Origin of the sequence: Streptomyces paradoxus (genome assembly GCF_014202475.1) — a bacterium.
Taxonomy (GTDB): Bacteria; Actinomycetota; Actinomycetes; order Streptomycetales; family Streptomycetaceae; genus Streptomyces; species Streptomyces paradoxus.
On sequence record NZ_JACHGV010000006.1, the window covers coordinates 379209 to 395575 of the forward strand.

Sequence of the window (16367 nt, forward strand, 5' to 3'; positions counted from 1 at the left end):
CGTGATCGAGTTCGTACGGAACGTCCGGTTGTGGTTCGTGCCGGCGGAGGTCCGGGAGGACGGCGAGACGCCCGACTACCGGTTCTCGCTGGCCAACGAACGCACCTTCCTGGCCTGGCTGCGCACCGCGCTCGCTCTGATCGGCGGCGGCTTCGCCGTGGACCAGTTCCTGCCGGACCTGCGCTGGGCCTGGCGGGTCGGGCTGGCACTCGCGCTGCTGGGCGCGGGCGTGCTGTGCTCGCTGCGGGCCGTCAACCACTGGGTGCGCTGCGAGCGTGCCATGCGCCGGGGCGAGGACCTGCCGGTGTCCCGGTTCCCGGCGCTGCTGAGTCTCGTCGTCGCGGTCGTGGCCGTCGCCATGGTCCTGGTCGTGCTCGTGGGGTGGGAGGCGTGAGCACGCCGGCCGCCCGGCGGCAGGCCCCCGACCGGGACCCCGGGCTGCAGCCCGAGCGGACCCGGCTCGCGTGGCGGCGTACGACCCTGTCGGGCACCGTCGTCGCCGTGCTCGCGGTGAAGACCGTGCTGCACGGCGGAGCGTCGGCGGCCGGGGTCGTCGCGGGCGCGCTCTGCTGCGTGCTCTGGCTGGGCTTCCTGAGCGTCGCCCACCGGCGCATCCGCACCCTCGCGGCCACCCCGAGCCCCGCGTCCTTCGCGCCCCGGCACGCGGCGGCCGCGGTGCTGTGCACGGTGGCGATGGCGGCGTGCGGGGCCGCCCTCGTGCTGTAGGGGCCGCTCCTCACTCGCCCTCGGTCTCCCAGTCCACCGTCACGACGATCTTGCCGCGGGTGCGGCCCGCCTGGTTCAGCCGGTGCGCGTCCGCCGCCCGCTCCAGGGGGAACGTCTCGTCGATGTGCACGCTCACCACGCCCTGCTCCGCCAGGTCGGCCAGGCGCTGGAGGTCCTGCGCGTCGGGGCGGACGAAGTAGTAGCGGCCGCCGTAGTTCACGACGTCGTTGTCGGCGATCGACACCAGGCGGCCCTCGGGGGCCAGCAGGTTCGCCGACACCTTCAGCGCGTCCCCGCCGACGGTGTCGAACACGGCGTCCACGCCCTCCGGGGCCAGTCCGCGCACCCGCTCGCCCAGGCCCTCGCCGTACACCACCGGCTCCCCGCCGAGGCCCCGCACGAAGTCGTGGTTGGACTCGCTCGCCGTACCGATCACCCGGGCACCGAGGTGGACACCGAGCTGCACGGCGATCGAGCCGACGCCCCCGGCCGCGGCGTGCACCAGGACGGTCTCGCCCCGCTTCACCTGGAGCACCTTGATCAGCACCTGGTAGGCGGTGAGCCCGACCAGCGGCAGCCCTGCCGCCTCCTCGAAGGAGAGGTTGCGCGGCTTGCGCGCCAGGGTGCGCAGGGGTGCGGCCACGTACTCGGCGAAGGTGCCCCGGGAGAGGAAGTCCTCGCGCACGTACCCGATGACCTCGTCCCCGACGTCGAACTCCGAGACGGCCACGCCCGGCCGCACCACGACGCCCGAGACGTCCCAGCCGGGCACCACGGGGAAGACCGGGGCGAAAATCCCGTCGAGGTAGCCCTCGCGGGCCTTCCAGTCGACGGGGTTCACGGCCGCCGCCCGCACCTTCACCAGCACCGCGTCCGGGCCGACCTTCGGATCGCGGACCTCCCCGAACGCCAGCACCTCGGGTCCGCCGTACCGTGAGTAGCTGATCGCCTTCATGGCTCCGACCTTCCGGGCTCGTCGCACCGCACGCAAGCCGGATGGCCTGAACGAACCGGCCGAAACCTCCCCGGCGCCTCGCGGAGGACGTCGTCGGCCTATCGTGGCTCCGATCACGTTTCGGTCCCGCTCTGGACGACATACCGACCGGTCGGCATCATGAGTCGGGAACTGTCCACCCCGCCCGTAGGAGCGACGCATGAGCCCCGACCATCCGCCCGGACTGGATCTCGACCGGTTGCGCGGCCTGCTCGACCGCGAGCGGCCGGGCCTGGTGAACGGCCCGCTGTCCGGCCGGCTGATCGAGGGCGGACGGTCCAACCTCACCTACGCGGTCTCCGACGGCACCTCCCGCTGGGTCGTGCGCCGGCCCCCGCTCGGCCACGTCCTGGCCACCGCGCACGACATGAAGCGCGAGCACCGGGTGATCAGCGCGCTGCACCCGACCGCAGTGCCGGTCCCGGAGCCGGTGCTCCTGTGCGAGGACGAGGAGGTGCTCGGGTCGCCGTTCTACGTCATGAAGTTCGTCGAGGGCACCCCCTACCGCACCGCCGACCAGCTCGCCCCGCTCGGTCCGGAGCGGACCCGGGGCGCGGTGCTGAACCTCGTCGACACGCTGGTGGAGCTGCACGCGGTCGACCCGGGCGAGGTGGGTCTCGCCGACTTCGGCCGGCCCGAGGGTTTCCTGGACCGGCAGCTGCGGCGCTGGGGCAAGCAGCTGGACGCCTCCCGCAACCGCGACCTGGACGGCATCGACGAGCTGCACGCCGCCCTCGGGCGCGAGCTGCCCCGCTCCCCCGCCCCGGCCGTCGTGCACGGCGACTACCGGCTCGACAACGTGCTGATCGGCGAGGACGACTCGATCCGGGCGATCCTCGACTGGGAGATGTCGACGCTGGGCGACCCGCTCACCGACCTCGGCCTGCTGGTGATGTACAGCATGCCGCTCGGCATGCCCGAGTCCCCCGTCTCCACGACCGCCGAGGCCCCCGGGCATCCGGCGCCGTCGGAGCTCATCGAGCGGTACGCCGCGCGCTCCGGCCGCGACGTCTCCGCGGTCTCCTGGTACACGGCGTTCGCCTGGTTCAAGCTCGCCGTGATCCTCGAAGGCATCCACTACCGCTACACGCTGGGCCAGACGGTCGGGCGCGGCTTCGACCGCATCGGCGACCTCGTGCCCGTCTTCGTCCGGCACGGACTGACCACGCTCCACGAAGGCCTTCAGGAGGGCTGATCCAGATGGACTTCGCTTTCGACGCGCGCACCGAAGAGCTGCGCGCCAAGCTCCTCGCCTTCATGGACGAGTACGTCTACCCCGCCGAGGCGGTCGCGCACGAGCAGCGCGACCGGCTGGCCTCGCCGTGGGAGAACGTGCCCGTGGTCGAGGAGCTCAAGGCCGAGGCCCGCAGGCAGGGCCTGTGGAACCTGTTCCTGCCGGACTCCGAGTACGGGGCCGGGCTGACCAATCTCCAGTACGCGCCGCTCGCCGAGATCATGGGCCGCTCCCCGCAGCTCGCGCCGACGGTGACGAACTGCGCGGCGCCCGACACCGGCAACATGGAGGTGCTCACCCAGTTCGGCGACGAGCAGCAGCAGAAGCAGTGGCTGGAGCCGCTGCTGGCCGGCGAGATCCGCTCGGCGTTCGCGATGACCGAGCCGGATGTGGCCTCCTCGGACGCCACCAACATCACCACGCACATCGAGCGGGACGGCGACGAGTACGTCATCACCGGCCGCAAGTGGTACATCTCCGGGGCGATGCACCCCGACTGCAAGATCTTCATCGTGATGGGCAAGACCGACCCGGACGGGGAGGACGTCCGCCGCCAGCAGTCGATGGTGCTGGTGCCGCGCGACACCCCGGGCGTCGCCATCGAGCGCGCCATGCAGGTGTTCGGATACGAGGACCACTACCACGGCGGTCACGCCGAGGTGATCTTCGACCACGCGCGCGTGCCGGTGTCGAACCTGGTCGGCGAGGAGGGCGGCGGTTTCGCCATCGCGCAGGCGCGGCTCGGCCCCGGCCGGATCCACCACTGCATGCGGCTGATCGGCATGGCCGAGCGGGCGATCGAGCTGATGTGCCGCCGAGCGGTGTCCCGGCACGCGTTCGGGAAGGCGCTGGCGCAGCAGGGCGTGGTGCACAACTGGATCGCGGACGCGCGCGTGACGGTGGAGCAGCTGCGGCTGCTGGTGCTGAAGACCGCGTGGCTGATGGACACGGTGGGCAACCGCGGAGCGCACACCGAGATCCAGTCCATCAAGATCGCCACGCCCCGGGCGGTGGTGGACATCCTCGACCGGGCGATCCAGCTGCACGGCGCCGGCGGGGTGAGCCAGGACTTCCCGCTGGCGGAGCTGTACGCCGGGGCGCGGACGCTGATGATCGCGGACGGGCCGGACGAGGTGCACCAGCGGTCGCTGGCGCGGCGGGAGCTGAAGCAGTACCTGTGAGGTGATGCGGGCGGCGGGGGTGTCACCCCCGCCGCTCCGTGCGTCCCGGCGGGCGGAGCGGGCCGCCCCGGGTTGTGGACGGGATGTGAAACTTCGCACGGACTCGTGACCGGCCGTCGGGGTAGGGAGCCGTTTTCGGCGGGTGACCGGCCCCGGGATCGTCCTTCGCCGCACCCCGGGCGCGTCCGGTGGTTGCACCGCACACCCGGTCTGCGGGACCGTGCATCGAGAACAGTCCGGTCTTCGCAAAGTGAGGTGTGGGTCACGCGTAGGGACCCCGTACATGACTTCTTCCCCGGCCAGGCCCCGCACCGGTGCGGTGAGCACGGTGAGCGTCGCCTCCGCCCCCTGCCCGGTGGTGGTCCTGGACGCGGACGGAAACATCGCGGAGCTCAACGACGCGGCCGGTGCCCTGCTGCCGGCCGCCCGCGTCGGGCAGCCGCTGTCCTTCCCCGCCTGGCTCGCCGCCGGCCGGACCCGGCCCGTCCCCGTCAGCGGGGAGGTGGGCGACCGCTCGTTCTCGGCGCAGCCGTCCGTCCTGGCGGACGGCCGCACCGTCTGGTGGCTGCTGGACGAGACCGCCCACCGTTCCGCGGTGGCGGAGCTGGCGGCCGAGCGCGGACGCACCCGGTTCCTCGCCGAGGCCTCGGCCGCCCTGCTGGCCTCGCTCAACCTCGACCGGTGCATGGAGGTCACGGCGCGCCTCGCCACGGAGCATCTGGCGGATGCCGCGCTGGTCATCTCGCCCACCGCTGGGAGAAGCCTGCCGGTGGTCGCCTGCGACCACCGGCGTGAGCTCCGCCGCAGCACCGTGTCCGAGGCACCGGAGTCCGTGCCGGGACTCGCCGAGGCGCTGCGGGGCTTCCCGCCGGTGCCCTCGCGGTGGATCGACCCCGCGACGGCCCCGGACTGGCTGATCCCTGCGGGGTTCGGCGAGGTCGGGTCGCTGGTGATCACACCGCTTCCGGGTCTCGGCGTACCGGCCGGGGCGCTGGTCCTGCTGCGCCGGGCGCAGCAGGACGCGTTCACCGAGGCGGAGGAGTCGCTGGCCGGGCTGTTCGCCGCCCGGGCCGGCGCGGCGATGTCGGCCGCCCGCCTCTACGCGGAACAGAACTCGATCTCCGAAACGCTCATGCGGGAACTCCTGCCGCCCACCCTGCGGCAGGTGGAGGGCGTGGAGTTCGCCGGCGGCTACCGGGCCAGCAGGGACACCGAGCGCATCGGCGGTGACTTCTACGACGTCCACCCGCCCGCCGAGGACTCCCCCGAGACCCTCGTCGTGCTCGGGGACGTGGCCGGCAAGGGGCTGGAGGCGGCGGTGCTCACGGGCAAGATCCGCAACACGCTGCACGCCCTGCTGCCGATGGCCGACGACCACGCCAGGATGCTGCGCCTGGTGAACAACGCCATGCGCACCAGCCACCACACCCGTTTCGCCACGCTCGTGATGGCCTCGGTCCGCCGGGAGGAGCGCGAGGTGGCGCTGAGGCTCACGTCCGCCGGGCATCCCGCGCCGCTGATCATCCGGCGGGACGGGACCGTGGTGGAGGCCGACACGGGCGGCACCCTGATCGGCGTGCTGCCGGCCATCACCTCCCGCACCGCACAGGTCCGGCTGGCGCCGGGGGAAACCTGCCTGCTGTTCACCGACGGCGTCACCGAGGCCAGGGGCGGTCCGCTGGGCGACACCATGTTCGGCGACCAGCGCCTCAAGCGCGCGGCGGCCGAGTGCGCCGGCATGCCCGCGCAGGCGGTCGTGGAGCGCATCCAGATGGTCACCTCGCAGTGGATAGGCGGCGGACGCCACGACGACATCGCCGTGCTGGCCATCACCGCGCCCCGCGGCGCCCACCTCAGCGCGGTGGACGGCGCGACCCGGGGCAGGTACACGGCATGACCGGACGCATCACCGACATCGACGACGCACCGGGCCGCCACAGGGTCGGCGCCCGTCTCTCCGCACCGCACGACGAGGGCACGTCCGGGCCGTGGGCGGACAAACTGTGGGCCGCCGTCCGGGCCGGGGACGAGTACGCGGCGGTCGACGTCGTCACCGACGCCCTGGCCGCGGGGCTGGAGCCCGAGGCGGTGCTGCTGGACGTGATCGGCGCCGTGCAGCACAAGGTCGGCATCGAGTGGGCGGCCAACCGTATGAGCGTGGCCGACGAGCACGCCGCCACCGCCATCAACGACCGCGTCATCGCCGTCCTGCCGACGAGGCGTCCGGTGTCCGGCCGGGGCCGGATCACGGTCGCCTGCGTGGACCAGGAGTGGCACGCCCTGCCCGCGCGCCTGGTGTCCGAGACGCTGCGGCTGCGCGGCTGGCAGGTGGACTACCTCGGCGCGCAGGTCCCCACCGCCCACCTGATCAGCCACGTCCACCGCACCGGGCCGGACGCGGTGTGCCTGTCGAGCTCGCTGCCCACCCGGCTGCCCCTGGCGCACAGCGCGATCACCGCCGTCCAGGCGGCCGGCACCCCGGTCATGGCCGGTGGTCTCGCCTTCGGTACCGACGGCCGCTACGCCCGCCTGCTGGGTGCCGACGCGTGGGCGCCGGACGCACGCGCGGCCGGGGACCGGCTCGCGGCCGGTCCGCTGACCCGGCCGACCCTCGCCCACCAGGCGATCGACGATCTGCCGCATCTGGGCGACCAGGAGTACACGCTGGTCGCCAGGTCCTCCACCCGGCTGGTGCGTGACACCTTCCAGCGCCTGGAACAGCAACTTCCCGCGATGCGGGACTACAGCGACGAGCAGCGTGAGCGCACCGCCGAGGACATCGCCCACATCGTGGGCTTCCTGACGGCCGCCCTGTACGTCGACGCCGACGAGGTCTTCACCGGCTTCCTCGCGTGGACCGCCGAGGTGCTCACCGCCCGCCGGGTACCGGCGCGCTCGCTGCTGCCGTGCCTGGACCTGCTGGAGGAGCAGCTGCACGACTTCCCGCGGGCCCGCCGGATCCTCGACGCCGGGCGCACCGAGCTCGCCTCCCGTCCCTGACCCCGAGACGCTGGACGAACCCGTGACCACCTCCTTCGGCACCGGCTTGCACGCCGTGCGCCTGGCCCTCACCGGCGACCTGGACTACGACACCTGCGGGGAACTGCTCCAGCGGGTACGGACGGCCCTCGACGACCGCGCGGGCGCCGATGAACTGCGCCTGGACTGCGCGGAGCTGGGGACGGTCGACTCCATGGGGCTGTCGACCCTGCTCCAGATCCACCGCTCCGCGTGCCGGGACGGCATCGCCTTCCATCTGGACGACATCGGCCCGGCCCTGCGGCGCCTGCTCGAACTCACCGGCACCTACGAGTACCTGACGGCTCCCCGGCAGTGCGAGCCGCCCGGGACCCAGGAGGGGGCGGCCGCTACGGGCGCAGGGCGCGCAGCAGCAGATCGGCCAGGTGGTCCGCGACCTGCTGGGGCGTGAGGGGGCCGTCGGGGCGGTACCACGTCGACAGGTGGTGGACGGAGCCGAAGTGGTAGTCGACCACGAGGTCCGCCGGGGTCGTCCCGGAGAAGACGCCCGACTCCTGGCCCTCCTCCACGAGCGCGCGGAAGCGTTCGTGGTAGCGGCGGCGTTCGGCGCGCACCTGCTTGTCCTTCTCGGGGCTGAGGTGGTGCATCGACCGCCAGAAGATCATGGCGTCGTCGAGGTTCTCGATGGTCGTCACCACGACGTCCGCGGCGGCGTGCCGCAGCCGCTTCTCGACCGGCTCGTCGGCACCGGCCACGGCGTCCAGCCGCTCCTGCTGGATGCGCAGCACGCGCGCGTACACCTCGTGCAGCAGGTCGTCCTTGGAACCGAAGTAGTGGTACAGCGCTCCCTTGGTGACGCCGGCCGCCTCGACGATCTCCTGCACCGAGGTGCGGTCGTAGCCCTGCTCGGCGAAGAGCCGGGTGGCGGCGGCGAGGAGCCGCTGAGGCACGGGCGTGCCGTCCGAGTCCGTGGTCCTGGGCACTGCCGCCACCTGCCTTTCCGTTCTGTTGATCAGTCGCCTTGCGTACGGGAACGCAGTTCCCGACGGAGGATCTTCCCACTGGCCGTTTTCGGCAAGTCCGGCAGGATCTCCACCTGGCGCGGATATTTGTAGGCGGCCAGTCTCTCCTTGCAGTAGGCGGCGAGTGCATCCGGGTCCGTGTCGGCGTCCGGACGCAGGCTGATGTAGGCCTTGACCGTCTCCCCGCGATACCCGTCGGGCACCCCCACGACGGCGGCCTCGCGCACCGCCGGGTGCGTGTAGAGGACGTCCTCGACCTCGCGCGGCCACACTTTGAAGCCGGACGCGTTGATCATGTCCTTCTTTCGGTCGACGACATAGAGCCAGCCCTGCTCGTCAATGAAGCCGATGTCGCCGGTGCGCAGTTCTGCGCCGGGGAACGTGGCGGCGGTGTCGTCGGGGCGGCGCCAGTAACCGGGCACGACCTGCGGCCCGGCGACGACGATCTCGCCCTGCTCGCCGAAGGGCACCTCCTCGCCGGAGTCGTCGACGATCCGGACGACGGTGTCGGGGCCGGGCAGTCCCACGGCGAGGGTCCCGGACGCGGGGTCGACCGGCGCCTCCAGGTGGGGCGGCACCGAGGCGCAGGGCGCGGTGCACTCGGTCAGGCCGTAGCCGTTGCGAATGTACGGCCCGAATCCGGCCCGGAACTTCTCCACGAGCGCGGGCGGCAGCGGGGCGCCGCCCGAGGAGATCACCCGGAAGGAGGAGAAGTGGTCACGGGTGACGGAGGGGTGAGCCGCCAGCGCCATGAAGGCCGTGGACGGCCCGACGGTGTAGTGCGGGCGGTGTTCGGCGAACGCGTCCAGCACCACGCCCGGCTCGAAGCGGTAGGCCAGCACGAGCGTGCCCGCGCTGTTCAGGCAGGCTCCGAGCTGGCAGACCATGCCGGTGATGTGGAACAGCGGCGCCAGCGCGAAGTACACCGGCCGCTCGGGCAGCCCGAGCCCGGTCCGCTGCCGCTCGGCGTTGTACATGATGTTGCCGTGCGTGTTGGTGGCGCCCTTGGGCGTGCCGCTCGTGCCCGAGGTGTAGCTGATCAGCGCGATGTCGGAGGCGCCCCGGTCCCGGTCCTCGGGCGCCTTGTTCCCGGCCCGCGCCACGGCCGTCAGGTCGTCGGCGTCCGGGGCCTGCGGCAGGCGTTCGAAGGTGAGCACGCGCGCGTCGCCGCGGCTCTGGAAGTCCAGCTCGCACCCGGTGAGCACGATCCGCACGGGCGAGTCCGCCGCCGTCTCGCGCAGGTACGACTCCCAGGCCCGGTCCGAGCAGATGAGCGCGGTGACCTCGCCGTCGCGCAGGACGTGGGATACCTCGCCCGACTTGTACATGGGGTTGACGGGCACGACGACCGCGCCCGCCTTCCACGCGCCCAGCAGGGCGAGCACGAAGTGCGGGGAGTTCTGCAGCAGCACCGCGACCCGGTCGCCGCGCCGAAGTCCGCGCGCCGCGAGGTGCCCGGCGACGGAATCGCTGAGCTCGTCGGCCTCCCGGTAGGTCAGCCGGCCGTCGAAGTAGGCCAGGAAGTCGCCGTCGGGCGCCTCGGCCACGGCCCGGCGCAGGGCGTGCACCAAGGAGGCGGCGGGGCTGATCGCGCCCTTCTGGGCCTCGTCGAGCAGGGCGAGCCAGGGCTTGGCCGCGTAACGGGACTCGGTCACCGGCTCTCCTCCCACTGCTGCTGGATGCGGTTCATGCCGGACAGCCACCGGTCGGGGTCACCGGCCCGGGCCTGGTGGTAGGCGGCGACCTCGGGGTGCGGCAGGATCAGGAAGCGGTCCTCCTCGATGCCCTGGAGCAGGGCGTCCGCGACGGCCTCGGGCTCGATGGCGGTGGGCCGGAGCACCAGGTCGCCCGCGCTGCCGGTGGCGGCCAGCATGTCGGTGCGCACGCCCTGCGGGCAGATGGCGTGGACCTTCACGCCCCGGTGCCGGTAGGTCAGCGACAGCCACTCGGCGAAGGCGAGCGCGCCGTGCTTGGTGACGGCGTAGGGCGCCGCGCCGATCATGGTGAGCAGTCCGGCGGCGGAGACGGTGGAGACGAACCGCCCGCTGCCGCGCTCCAGCCAGCCGGGCAGCAGCTCCTGTGCGGCGCGTACATGAGCCATGACGTTCACGTCCCAGGACTGGGCCCACGCCTTCTCGTCCAGCGGCTGCCCGGGATCGATGCCGTCGGCGGCGATACCGGCGTTGGCACAGTAGACGTCGACGGTCCCGCCGAGTGCGTCGCGGGCGTCGCCGACGATCGCGGAGGCGTCGCCGGGCAGGGCGATGCCGCCGATGTCGCCGGCGACCTGCTTGGCCCGCTCGGCGTCGAGGTCGTTGACGACGACCTGGGCCCCTTCGGCGGCGAACCGCCGGGCGAGCGCGGCCCCGATTCCGCCTCCGGCCCCCGTGACAACGACTCCGGCCCCTTGAAAGGCTCCCACCATCGGTCTCCTCAGTCGCGGATCGGCTACGGCGCCAGACTAACCGGTCGGTATGTTTCAAGGAAGGGGCAACCGCAACAGGCCTTAGGGGCGCGGGGAACTGCGCGATCGGCCACAACGAAGCGGCACACACCGGATCACGGAGGCCACTCCATGCGCCCTTCCAGACGGACCTTACTCACAGCGACCACTGCGGCAGCCGTATCGCTCACCCCCACCACGGCCGAAGCCCGGCGTCACCGGCGAACCGGCTTCGAGAACCTCGCCGCGTCCGGGTACGAAGCCCTGCGCGGGCAGCGCGTCGGCATCGTCACCAACCCCACCGGCATCACCCGCGACGCCCGCCACATCGTCGACGTCATGCACGCGGACGCCCGGGTGGATCTCAGGGCCGTCTTCGGCCCCGAGCACGGCTTCCGCGGCACCGCCCAGGCCGGCGGCTCCGAGGGCCGTTACGACGACCCGGCGACCGGCCTGCCCGTCTACGACACGTACCTCAAGAGCGGCCGGCCGCTCGCCGACATCTTCACCGCGTCCGGCGTCGACACGGTCGTCTTCGACATCCAGGACGTCGGCGCCCGCTTCTACACGTACATCTGGACGCTGTACGACTGCATGGAGGCCGCACAGCTCGCCGGCAAGCGGTTCGTGGTCCTGGACCGGCCCAACCCGGTGACCGGCCGGGCGGCCCTCGGCCCGGTCCTGCACAAGGAGTTCGCCACCTTCGTCGGACGGCAGCCCATCGCCCAGGCTCACGGGATGACCGTCGCCGAGCTGGCGCGGCTGTTCAACGGGGAGTTCCTGACCGAGCCCGTGCCGCTGGAGACCGTGCCGATGTCGGGCTGGAGACGGTCGGACTTCTACGACGCCTCCGGCCTGCCGTGGGTGCCGCCGAGTCCCAACATGCCGACGCCGGAGACGGCCCTGGTGTACTCGGGGACGTGCCTGTTCGAGGGCACGAACCTGTCGGAGGGGCGCGGCACGACCCGGCCGTTCGAGCTGCTGGGCGCGGAGGGCGTCGACCGGCGCTGGGCGGCCGCCGCGAACGAACTCGCCCTGCCCGGGGTGCGGTTCAGGGAGGCGTACTTCGCGCCCACGTTCTCGAAGTTCCAGGGGAAGACGATCGGCGGTGTGCAGGTCCATGTGCACGACCGGGCCGCCTTCGATCCGGTCCGCACGGGGATCGCCCTGCTCGTGACTGCGAAGACGGTCTGGAGCGGTTTCGCCTGGCGCCCGGACAACTGGATCGACAAACTCACCGGCTCCGCACGCGTGCGCACGATGATCGACGCGGGGGCGGGCACCGACGAGGTGGTGGCCGGGTGGCAGGAGGACCTGGCGGCGTTCCGGAGGATGCGGCGGAAGTACCTCCACTACCGCTGAGCCGAATGCGCCCGTGACGTATGGCCAAGCTCCCCCGTTGGCAGGACGATGCGCCCACATCGTGGCGTCACCCAGGGGACAGGGGGCCTGTCATGGCGGATCCGGCGATGAGCGTGACTCCCTACTGGGAGGTGGCCTTCGACGCGGACGGGGACCCGGAGGGCCGCCGGCGCGACCGGCTGCTCGCCGGGGTGCGCGAGCGGGGCGTGCGCGACCTGATCGTCTTCGCGCACGGCTGGAACACCGACCGCTCGGGCGCGACCCGCCTCTACGACCGCTTCTTCGCGCCCGTGCCGCGGCTGGCCCCGGCGGCCCGGATCGGCTACGTCGGTGTGCTGTGGCCGGCGATGCGGTTCTCCGACGAGCCGATCCCGGACTTCCCCAGGGCCGTGGCGGCCGAGCCGCCGAGGCGCCCGGTGCTGGACAAGGACACGCGTCACGCCCTGCTGGACACCTTCCCGGGCCGGGCGATCCTGGTCGACCAGATCGCCCGGCTGCTGGAGCAGCAGCCGCCGGAGGAGGCCGAACTGGAGGAGTTCGGACGGTTGGTGCGGACACTGGTGGAGGTGGTCCCACCCGGGCCGCAGGCGCTGTTCGCCGCGGACACGGTGGCGGAGGGCGTGCCGCAGAGCGAGCCGGAGATGTTCGCCGGGTCGTCGGCGGCGGCCTGCGAGGAGTTCGCGCGGGCGCTGGCGGAGCTGGAGGCGTCCGGGGCGTCCCAGGGGTTCCGGATCCCCAACCCCTGGGACGGCGCGCACGAACTGCTGCGGCAGGCGACGTACTACGCGATGAAGCGGCGCGCGGGGACCGTCGGGGAGCGGGGGCTCGGCCGGGTCGTCGGGCAGCTCGCGAAGGCGGCCCCGGGCGTGCGGGTGCACCTGGTCGGGCACAGCTTCGGCGCGCGGCTGGTGTCGTTCGCGCTGCGGGGCCTGCCCGAGGGCGTGCGCACGGTGAAGTCGGTGACGCTGCTCCAAGGGGCGTTCTCGCACTACGCGTTCGCGGCCCGGCTGCCGCACGACGCCCGGGCGGGAGGGGTGCTCCAGGGACAGCAGAACCGCGTCGACGGACCCCTGGTGTGCTGCCACTCCCGGCACGACGCGGCCCTGGGCACGATGTATCCGCTGGCCTCGCGGATGGCGGGCGACAGCCGGTCGGCCGCGGAGCCGCTCATGGGGCGGGTCCTGGGCGCCAAGTGGGGCGCGATGGGCCACGACGGGGTGCAGGCGGTGCCGGGCACGCGCGCGTACACCCTCGCAGAGGCCCTGGCGGCGAAGCTGCCCGCCTCGGGGTGCGTGAACGTCGACGCGGCCGCGGTGGTCAGGCGCGGCGGGCCGCCGGCCGGTGCGCACAGCGACATCCTGCACGCGGAACTGGCCCGGCTGGTCCTGGCGGCGGGCCGGGTTCGCTGACCCGCCGCCAGGCAGGGCGTCACCGGTGCGAGGTGAACTCCACGACCTGCTGGTAGGTCGGCCGGTTCTGCCAGCTGATCTTGCCGTGTTTGATGCCGCCGAGGGTGCGGTGGTTGATCGAGTCGGCGCACCACTGGTCGCCCGCCGCGCACACGTCGTCACCGGGGTAGACCTGGGCCGCGGTCTTGCCGGCCGCCGCCTTCAGGGTGCTGACGAGGGTGTCCCGGCAGGCGGCGAGGCTGCCGTCGCCGCAGTAGGTGCGGGCCAGCGGCCCCTTCACCTGCTCGCCGAGGACCGCGCGGATGTCCTTGTCGACGTAGCTCCACCAGCCGTACTGGAAGGAGCTTCCCGCGTGCGAGCCGGTCGGGCCGTGCGCGGCCGACGGGGACTCGTCGACGGGGAGGTTGGCGGTCATGGCCGTGTAGAGCCCGCTGCCGAGGCCGGGTTCGAACTCGGCCTTGACCAGCAGGGGCCACCAGGCGTCCAGGATGCGGATCGCGTCGGCGTCGGCGTACTTCTTCGAGCCGGCGGCGGTCTCGGTGCGCTTGCCTCCCGCGGCGGCCCAGGCCTGGAGTCTGCTCACGGCGGCCGCGACGGCGGGGTCGGTGACGGGCGAGCTGTTGACGACCTTCAGGAGCTTCGGCAGGACGTTCTCGGCCCGGAGGTCCGCCAGCCCGGCGTCGGCCATGGCCTTCACCAGGGCGGCCCGGGTCACCCCGCCCTGCTGGACGAGCTTCCTCACCCGGTCCTCCAGGAGGTTGCCGCGGTGCACCGGGCCGTTGCCCCAGGGGGCGGTCGTGTAGTCCCTGGCCTGCTTGTTGTTCCAGGAGACGTAGTAGTCCTGGTCGATGGAGTTCGGGTGGGCGGAGGGCGGGGTGTAGTCGGCCGTGTTGGTCGCCGGGTCCCAGCCGCGCCACTCGTACGCCTGCCGGGCCCACGCCGGGAACTCGGAGTCGACGCCGGCCGCGCGCACCGGGTTGTCGCCGCTGTTGTAGTACGCGGTGTGCTCGGAGTCGGCGTAGAACCAGTTGAAGGTGTAGTTGATGTGCTGCACGGCCTTCTGGAAGGAGTCCGGGCCCTTGACGTGGTCCGGGTCGTTCAGCATCTGGAAGCCGATGATGGAGTCGGCCTCGTGCAGGAAGGACGAGCGCAGGGTGGTGTAGGCGACCTTCTTGCCGCCGACCGTGGCGCGGTACTCGACGGGTCCGTACTTCGTGCGCCAGACGCGCATGGTGTACGAACCGGCGGCGGTGCCGTCGGCGGTCGTGGGCTTCCAGGCGTTCTTCTGCTCGACCTTCTCCATCGGCGTGCAGGTGCCGCGGTACAGGTAGTGGTGGTCGTCCTGGCACAGTTCGACGGCGTAGGAGTCGATGATGTCCTGGCCGGAGGTCGTGGCGCTCCACGCGTAGTCCTGGCCGCGGCCGAGCTCGACGTACATGCTCAAGCCCGCGAAGGAGGCGCCGCGGGCGCTGATGCCCGGGCCCTGGATCTCCTGGAGCAGCAGCAGCTGGGGGGCGAAGTAGCCGGTCTGCGGGCCGAACACGGCGACGGGGTGGCCGCTCGCGGTGTGCTTGCCGCTGACGACGAGGGCGTTGGACATGCCGCGCTTGGCGGACGACGTGGCGGTCTTCGCGGCTTCGCCGGACGCGTCGGTCGCACCGGCCGTGGCGGCGCTGCCGGTGCGGTCGTACACGAGCGGCTCCGGCTTCACCGAGCCCGCGTCGGGCAGGGCCGTGCCCTGCGGGTCGGCGGGCTTGGTCCCGTACGGGAGGCTGCCGTCGTGCTGGGTGAGGACGGCCTCGGGGTCGTTGCGCATCCGGAAGGACTCCCAGACCTTGGTGCCCTCGGCGACGCCGTACTTCTCCTGGGCGGCCATCAGCGAGAGGGCGTTGTTCACCTCGCCGCCTCCGCCCGAGCCGAACAGCGCACCGATGACGGAGGCCAGCGCGACCAGGTCGGTGATCTTGAAGTGCTCGATCGTGCCGGCGTTGGTGACTGAGTCCTTGTGGCCGGTGAGTACGTATTCACCGGGGAAGGTACGCCCCTTGTCGGAGGCGTCGATGTAGGCGTTGATGCCGTCGAGGTAGGCCTTGACGTCGGCGAGGGCCTGCTTCCCGCGCTCGCCGTTGGTGGCGACGGCGTTGTCGATCTGCGCCTGCAGGTCGGCCTCGCTGTACGGGGCGTGCCGCCAGAACTGCTGTTCCAGGCCCTGGTTGGAGGGCGCTCCGCCCGCGAAGGAGGTCAGCTGTCCGCGTCCGACGTGCCGGAAGACGTCCATCAGCCACAGCCGGTCCTGGGCTGCCGCGTAGCCGGCGCCGAACTCCGTGCCGTATCTGGTGGTGCCGGTGATGTGCGGCACACCGGTCTTCTTGTCCCGGACGATCGTCACGTCACCGCGTCCGGCGGGCTTGAGGCTGGAGGCGACCTGGTCGGCGGGGACCCCGAAGGACGCGTCGTTGAAGAAGGTGTTGATCTTGTCGTTGGTGAGGCCGGGGTAGCCCTTGGCGAGGCCCGCGTAGGGCCCGAGCTGGTCCTCGGCGTGCTCGGGCTGGGTACCGAAGGCCTGGTTGAGGAGGATCTGGGCGAGGGTGGCGTTGCCGTTCTGGCCGGGCGGGAGGATGTCCGAACACTGGTTGCCGCAATGGTCGTTCGCCGCGGCCGTGGCCTGCGCGTCCGCTGTTTCCGAGGCGGCAGCCGGGGCAAGCGGCGACAAGAGACCTGCGATCAGGGCGCATACCGATGCTGTCTTCAGGAACCCGGGGATTCCGCTGGGAGTTCTCATTCTGTCGAGAACGGTGCGTGGGGCACGCCGTGGCATGGGGGCTCCTCCCGACGGGGGTGGGCCGGATGTTACCGCCGGTATCCCCCGGCTTGAAGATGAACAAGCGTCACTTTTTGAAGTCGGCACAACAGACACACGGACCACGGCAGTCGACTCGCGAGCCTCTCGGGGCCGCTTATGGAGGCCATTTGAAATCGGATGGAGCCGATTCGCTTGTCGATACGTCTATTCGGCG

The 16367-nt window shown here is 72.1% G+C and carries 14 protein-coding genes; 9 read left to right on the top strand and 5 right to left on the bottom strand.

The features are described 5' to 3' along the window. Position 1: 1 nt before the first annotated feature. Together HNR57_RS22095 and HNR57_RS22100 are read left to right on the top strand one after the other, a co-directional pair. Complete coding sequence (locus tag HNR57_RS22095) at positions 2-394, top strand: YidH family protein (RefSeq protein ID WP_184561976.1); 393 nt, start codon at positions 2-4, stop codon at positions 392-394. After that, positions 391-726, top strand: coding sequence for a DUF202 domain-containing protein (locus HNR57_RS22100; RefSeq protein ID WP_184561979.1), 336 nt, complete (start codon positions 391-393; stop codon positions 724-726). Before HNR57_RS22095 ends, HNR57_RS22100 begins: the two co-directional genes overlap by 4 nt. Positions 727-736: 10 nt before the next feature. On the opposite strand, the gene HNR57_RS22105 is transcribed toward HNR57_RS22100, so the two are convergent. Next, the gene (locus tag HNR57_RS22105; protein WP_184561981.1) at positions 737-1681 is read right to left on the bottom strand and encodes an NADP-dependent oxidoreductase; all 945 of its coding nucleotides are present in this window, start codon (positions 1679-1681) and stop codon (positions 737-739) included. 199 nt (positions 1682-1880) lie between these two features. On the opposite strand from HNR57_RS22105, the gene HNR57_RS22110 reads away from it, so the two are divergent. From HNR57_RS22110 to HNR57_RS22130, 5 genes are all read left to right on the top strand, one after another. Further along, a complete protein-coding gene (locus HNR57_RS22110) occupies positions 1881-2915 on the top strand; it encodes a phosphotransferase family protein (protein WP_184561983.1) in 1035 nt (344 codons plus the stop codon). 5 nt (positions 2916-2920) lie between these two features. Next, on the top strand, positions 2921-4135 hold the full coding sequence (locus tag HNR57_RS22115; RefSeq protein WP_184561985.1) for an acyl-CoA dehydrogenase family protein: 1215 nt from the start codon (positions 2921-2923) through the stop codon (positions 4133-4135). Positions 4136-4418: 283 nt separating this feature from the next. Then, positions 4419-6032, top strand: coding sequence for a PP2C family protein-serine/threonine phosphatase (locus tag HNR57_RS22120; protein ID WP_184561987.1), 1614 nt, complete (start codon positions 4419-4421; stop codon positions 6030-6032). Next, positions 6029-7135 (top strand): cobalamin-dependent protein, encoded by a 1107-nt coding sequence (locus tag HNR57_RS22125; RefSeq protein WP_184561989.1) that lies wholly within the window; start codon positions 6029-6031, stop codon positions 7133-7135. Before HNR57_RS22120 ends, HNR57_RS22125 begins: the two co-directional genes overlap by 4 nt. Before the next feature lie 22 nt (positions 7136-7157). Then, positions 7158-7565, top strand: a complete 408-nt coding sequence (locus HNR57_RS22130; RefSeq protein WP_313674354.1) for an STAS domain-containing protein — start codon at positions 7158-7160, stop codon at positions 7563-7565. Here the strand turns inward: HNR57_RS22130 and HNR57_RS22135 are convergent. The 3 genes from HNR57_RS22135 to HNR57_RS22145 are packed head-to-tail and all read right to left on the bottom strand — an operon-like array spanning position 7504 to position 10561. After that, a complete protein-coding gene (locus tag HNR57_RS22135; RefSeq protein WP_184561991.1) occupies positions 7504-8097 on the bottom strand; it encodes a TetR/AcrR family transcriptional regulator in 594 nt (197 codons plus the stop codon). The genes HNR57_RS22130 and HNR57_RS22135 overlap by 62 nt on opposite strands. A gap of 29 nt (positions 8098-8126) precedes the next feature. Further along, positions 8127-9791, bottom strand: a complete 1665-nt coding sequence (locus tag HNR57_RS22140; RefSeq protein WP_184561993.1) for a class I adenylate-forming enzyme family protein — start codon at positions 9789-9791, stop codon at positions 8127-8129. Further along, positions 9788-10561: an SDR family oxidoreductase gene (locus HNR57_RS22145; protein ID WP_184561995.1), complete on the bottom strand. Its 774-nt coding sequence runs from the start codon at positions 10559-10561 to the stop codon at positions 9788-9790. The genes HNR57_RS22140 and HNR57_RS22145 overlap by 4 nt, the downstream gene beginning before the upstream one ends. Before the next feature lie 150 nt (positions 10562-10711). Here HNR57_RS22145 and HNR57_RS22150 point away from each other — a divergent pair, with 150 nt between their 5' ends. After that, positions 10712-11941, top strand: coding sequence for an exo-beta-N-acetylmuramidase NamZ family protein (locus tag HNR57_RS22150; protein ID WP_184561997.1), 1230 nt, complete (start codon positions 10712-10714; stop codon positions 11939-11941). Between the two features lie 92 nt (positions 11942-12033). Next, positions 12034-13350 (top strand): serine-threonine protein kinase, encoded by a 1317-nt coding sequence (locus HNR57_RS22155; protein WP_184561999.1) that lies wholly within the window; start codon positions 12034-12036, stop codon positions 13348-13350. 19 nt (positions 13351-13369) lie between these two features. Here the strand turns inward: HNR57_RS22155 and HNR57_RS22160 are convergent, their stop codons facing one another. Next, positions 13370-16168 (bottom strand): penicillin acylase family protein, encoded by a 2799-nt coding sequence (locus HNR57_RS22160; RefSeq protein WP_184562001.1) that lies wholly within the window; start codon positions 16166-16168, stop codon positions 13370-13372. Positions 16169-16367 lie beyond the last annotated feature (199 nt).

What these genes read in the sequence shown, in the direction of transcription:
- HNR57_RS22105 (WP_184561981.1), bottom strand. Translation starts at nt 1,681, where the DNA reads ATGAAGGCGATCAGCTACTCACGGTACGGCGGACCCGAGGTGCTGGCG.
- HNR57_RS22110 (WP_184561983.1), top strand. Translation starts at nt 1,881, where the DNA reads ATGAGCCCCGACCATCCGCCCGGACTGGATCTCGACCGGTTGCGCGGC.
- HNR57_RS22115 (WP_184561985.1), top strand. Translation starts at nt 2,921, where the DNA reads ATGGACTTCGCTTTCGACGCGCGCACCGAAGAGCTGCGCGCCAAGCTC.
- HNR57_RS22120 (WP_184561987.1), top strand. Translation starts at nt 4,419, where the DNA reads ATGACTTCTTCCCCGGCCAGGCCCCGCACCGGTGCGGTGAGCACGGTG.
- HNR57_RS22125 (WP_184561989.1), top strand. Translation starts at nt 6,029, where the DNA reads ATGACCGGACGCATCACCGACATCGACGACGCACCGGGCCGCCACAGG.
- HNR57_RS22145 (WP_184561995.1), bottom strand. Translation starts at nt 10,561, where the DNA reads ATGGTGGGAGCCTTTCAAGGGGCCGGAGTCGTTGTCACGGGGGCCGGA.
- HNR57_RS22150 (WP_184561997.1), top strand. Translation starts at nt 10,712, where the DNA reads ATGCGCCCTTCCAGACGGACCTTACTCACAGCGACCACTGCGGCAGCC.
- HNR57_RS22155 (WP_184561999.1), top strand. Translation starts at nt 12,034, where the DNA reads ATGGCGGATCCGGCGATGAGCGTGACTCCCTACTGGGAGGTGGCCTTC.
- HNR57_RS22160 (WP_184562001.1), bottom strand. Translation starts at nt 16,168, where the DNA reads ATGCCACGGCGTGCCCCACGCACCGTTCTCGACAGAATGAGAACTCCC.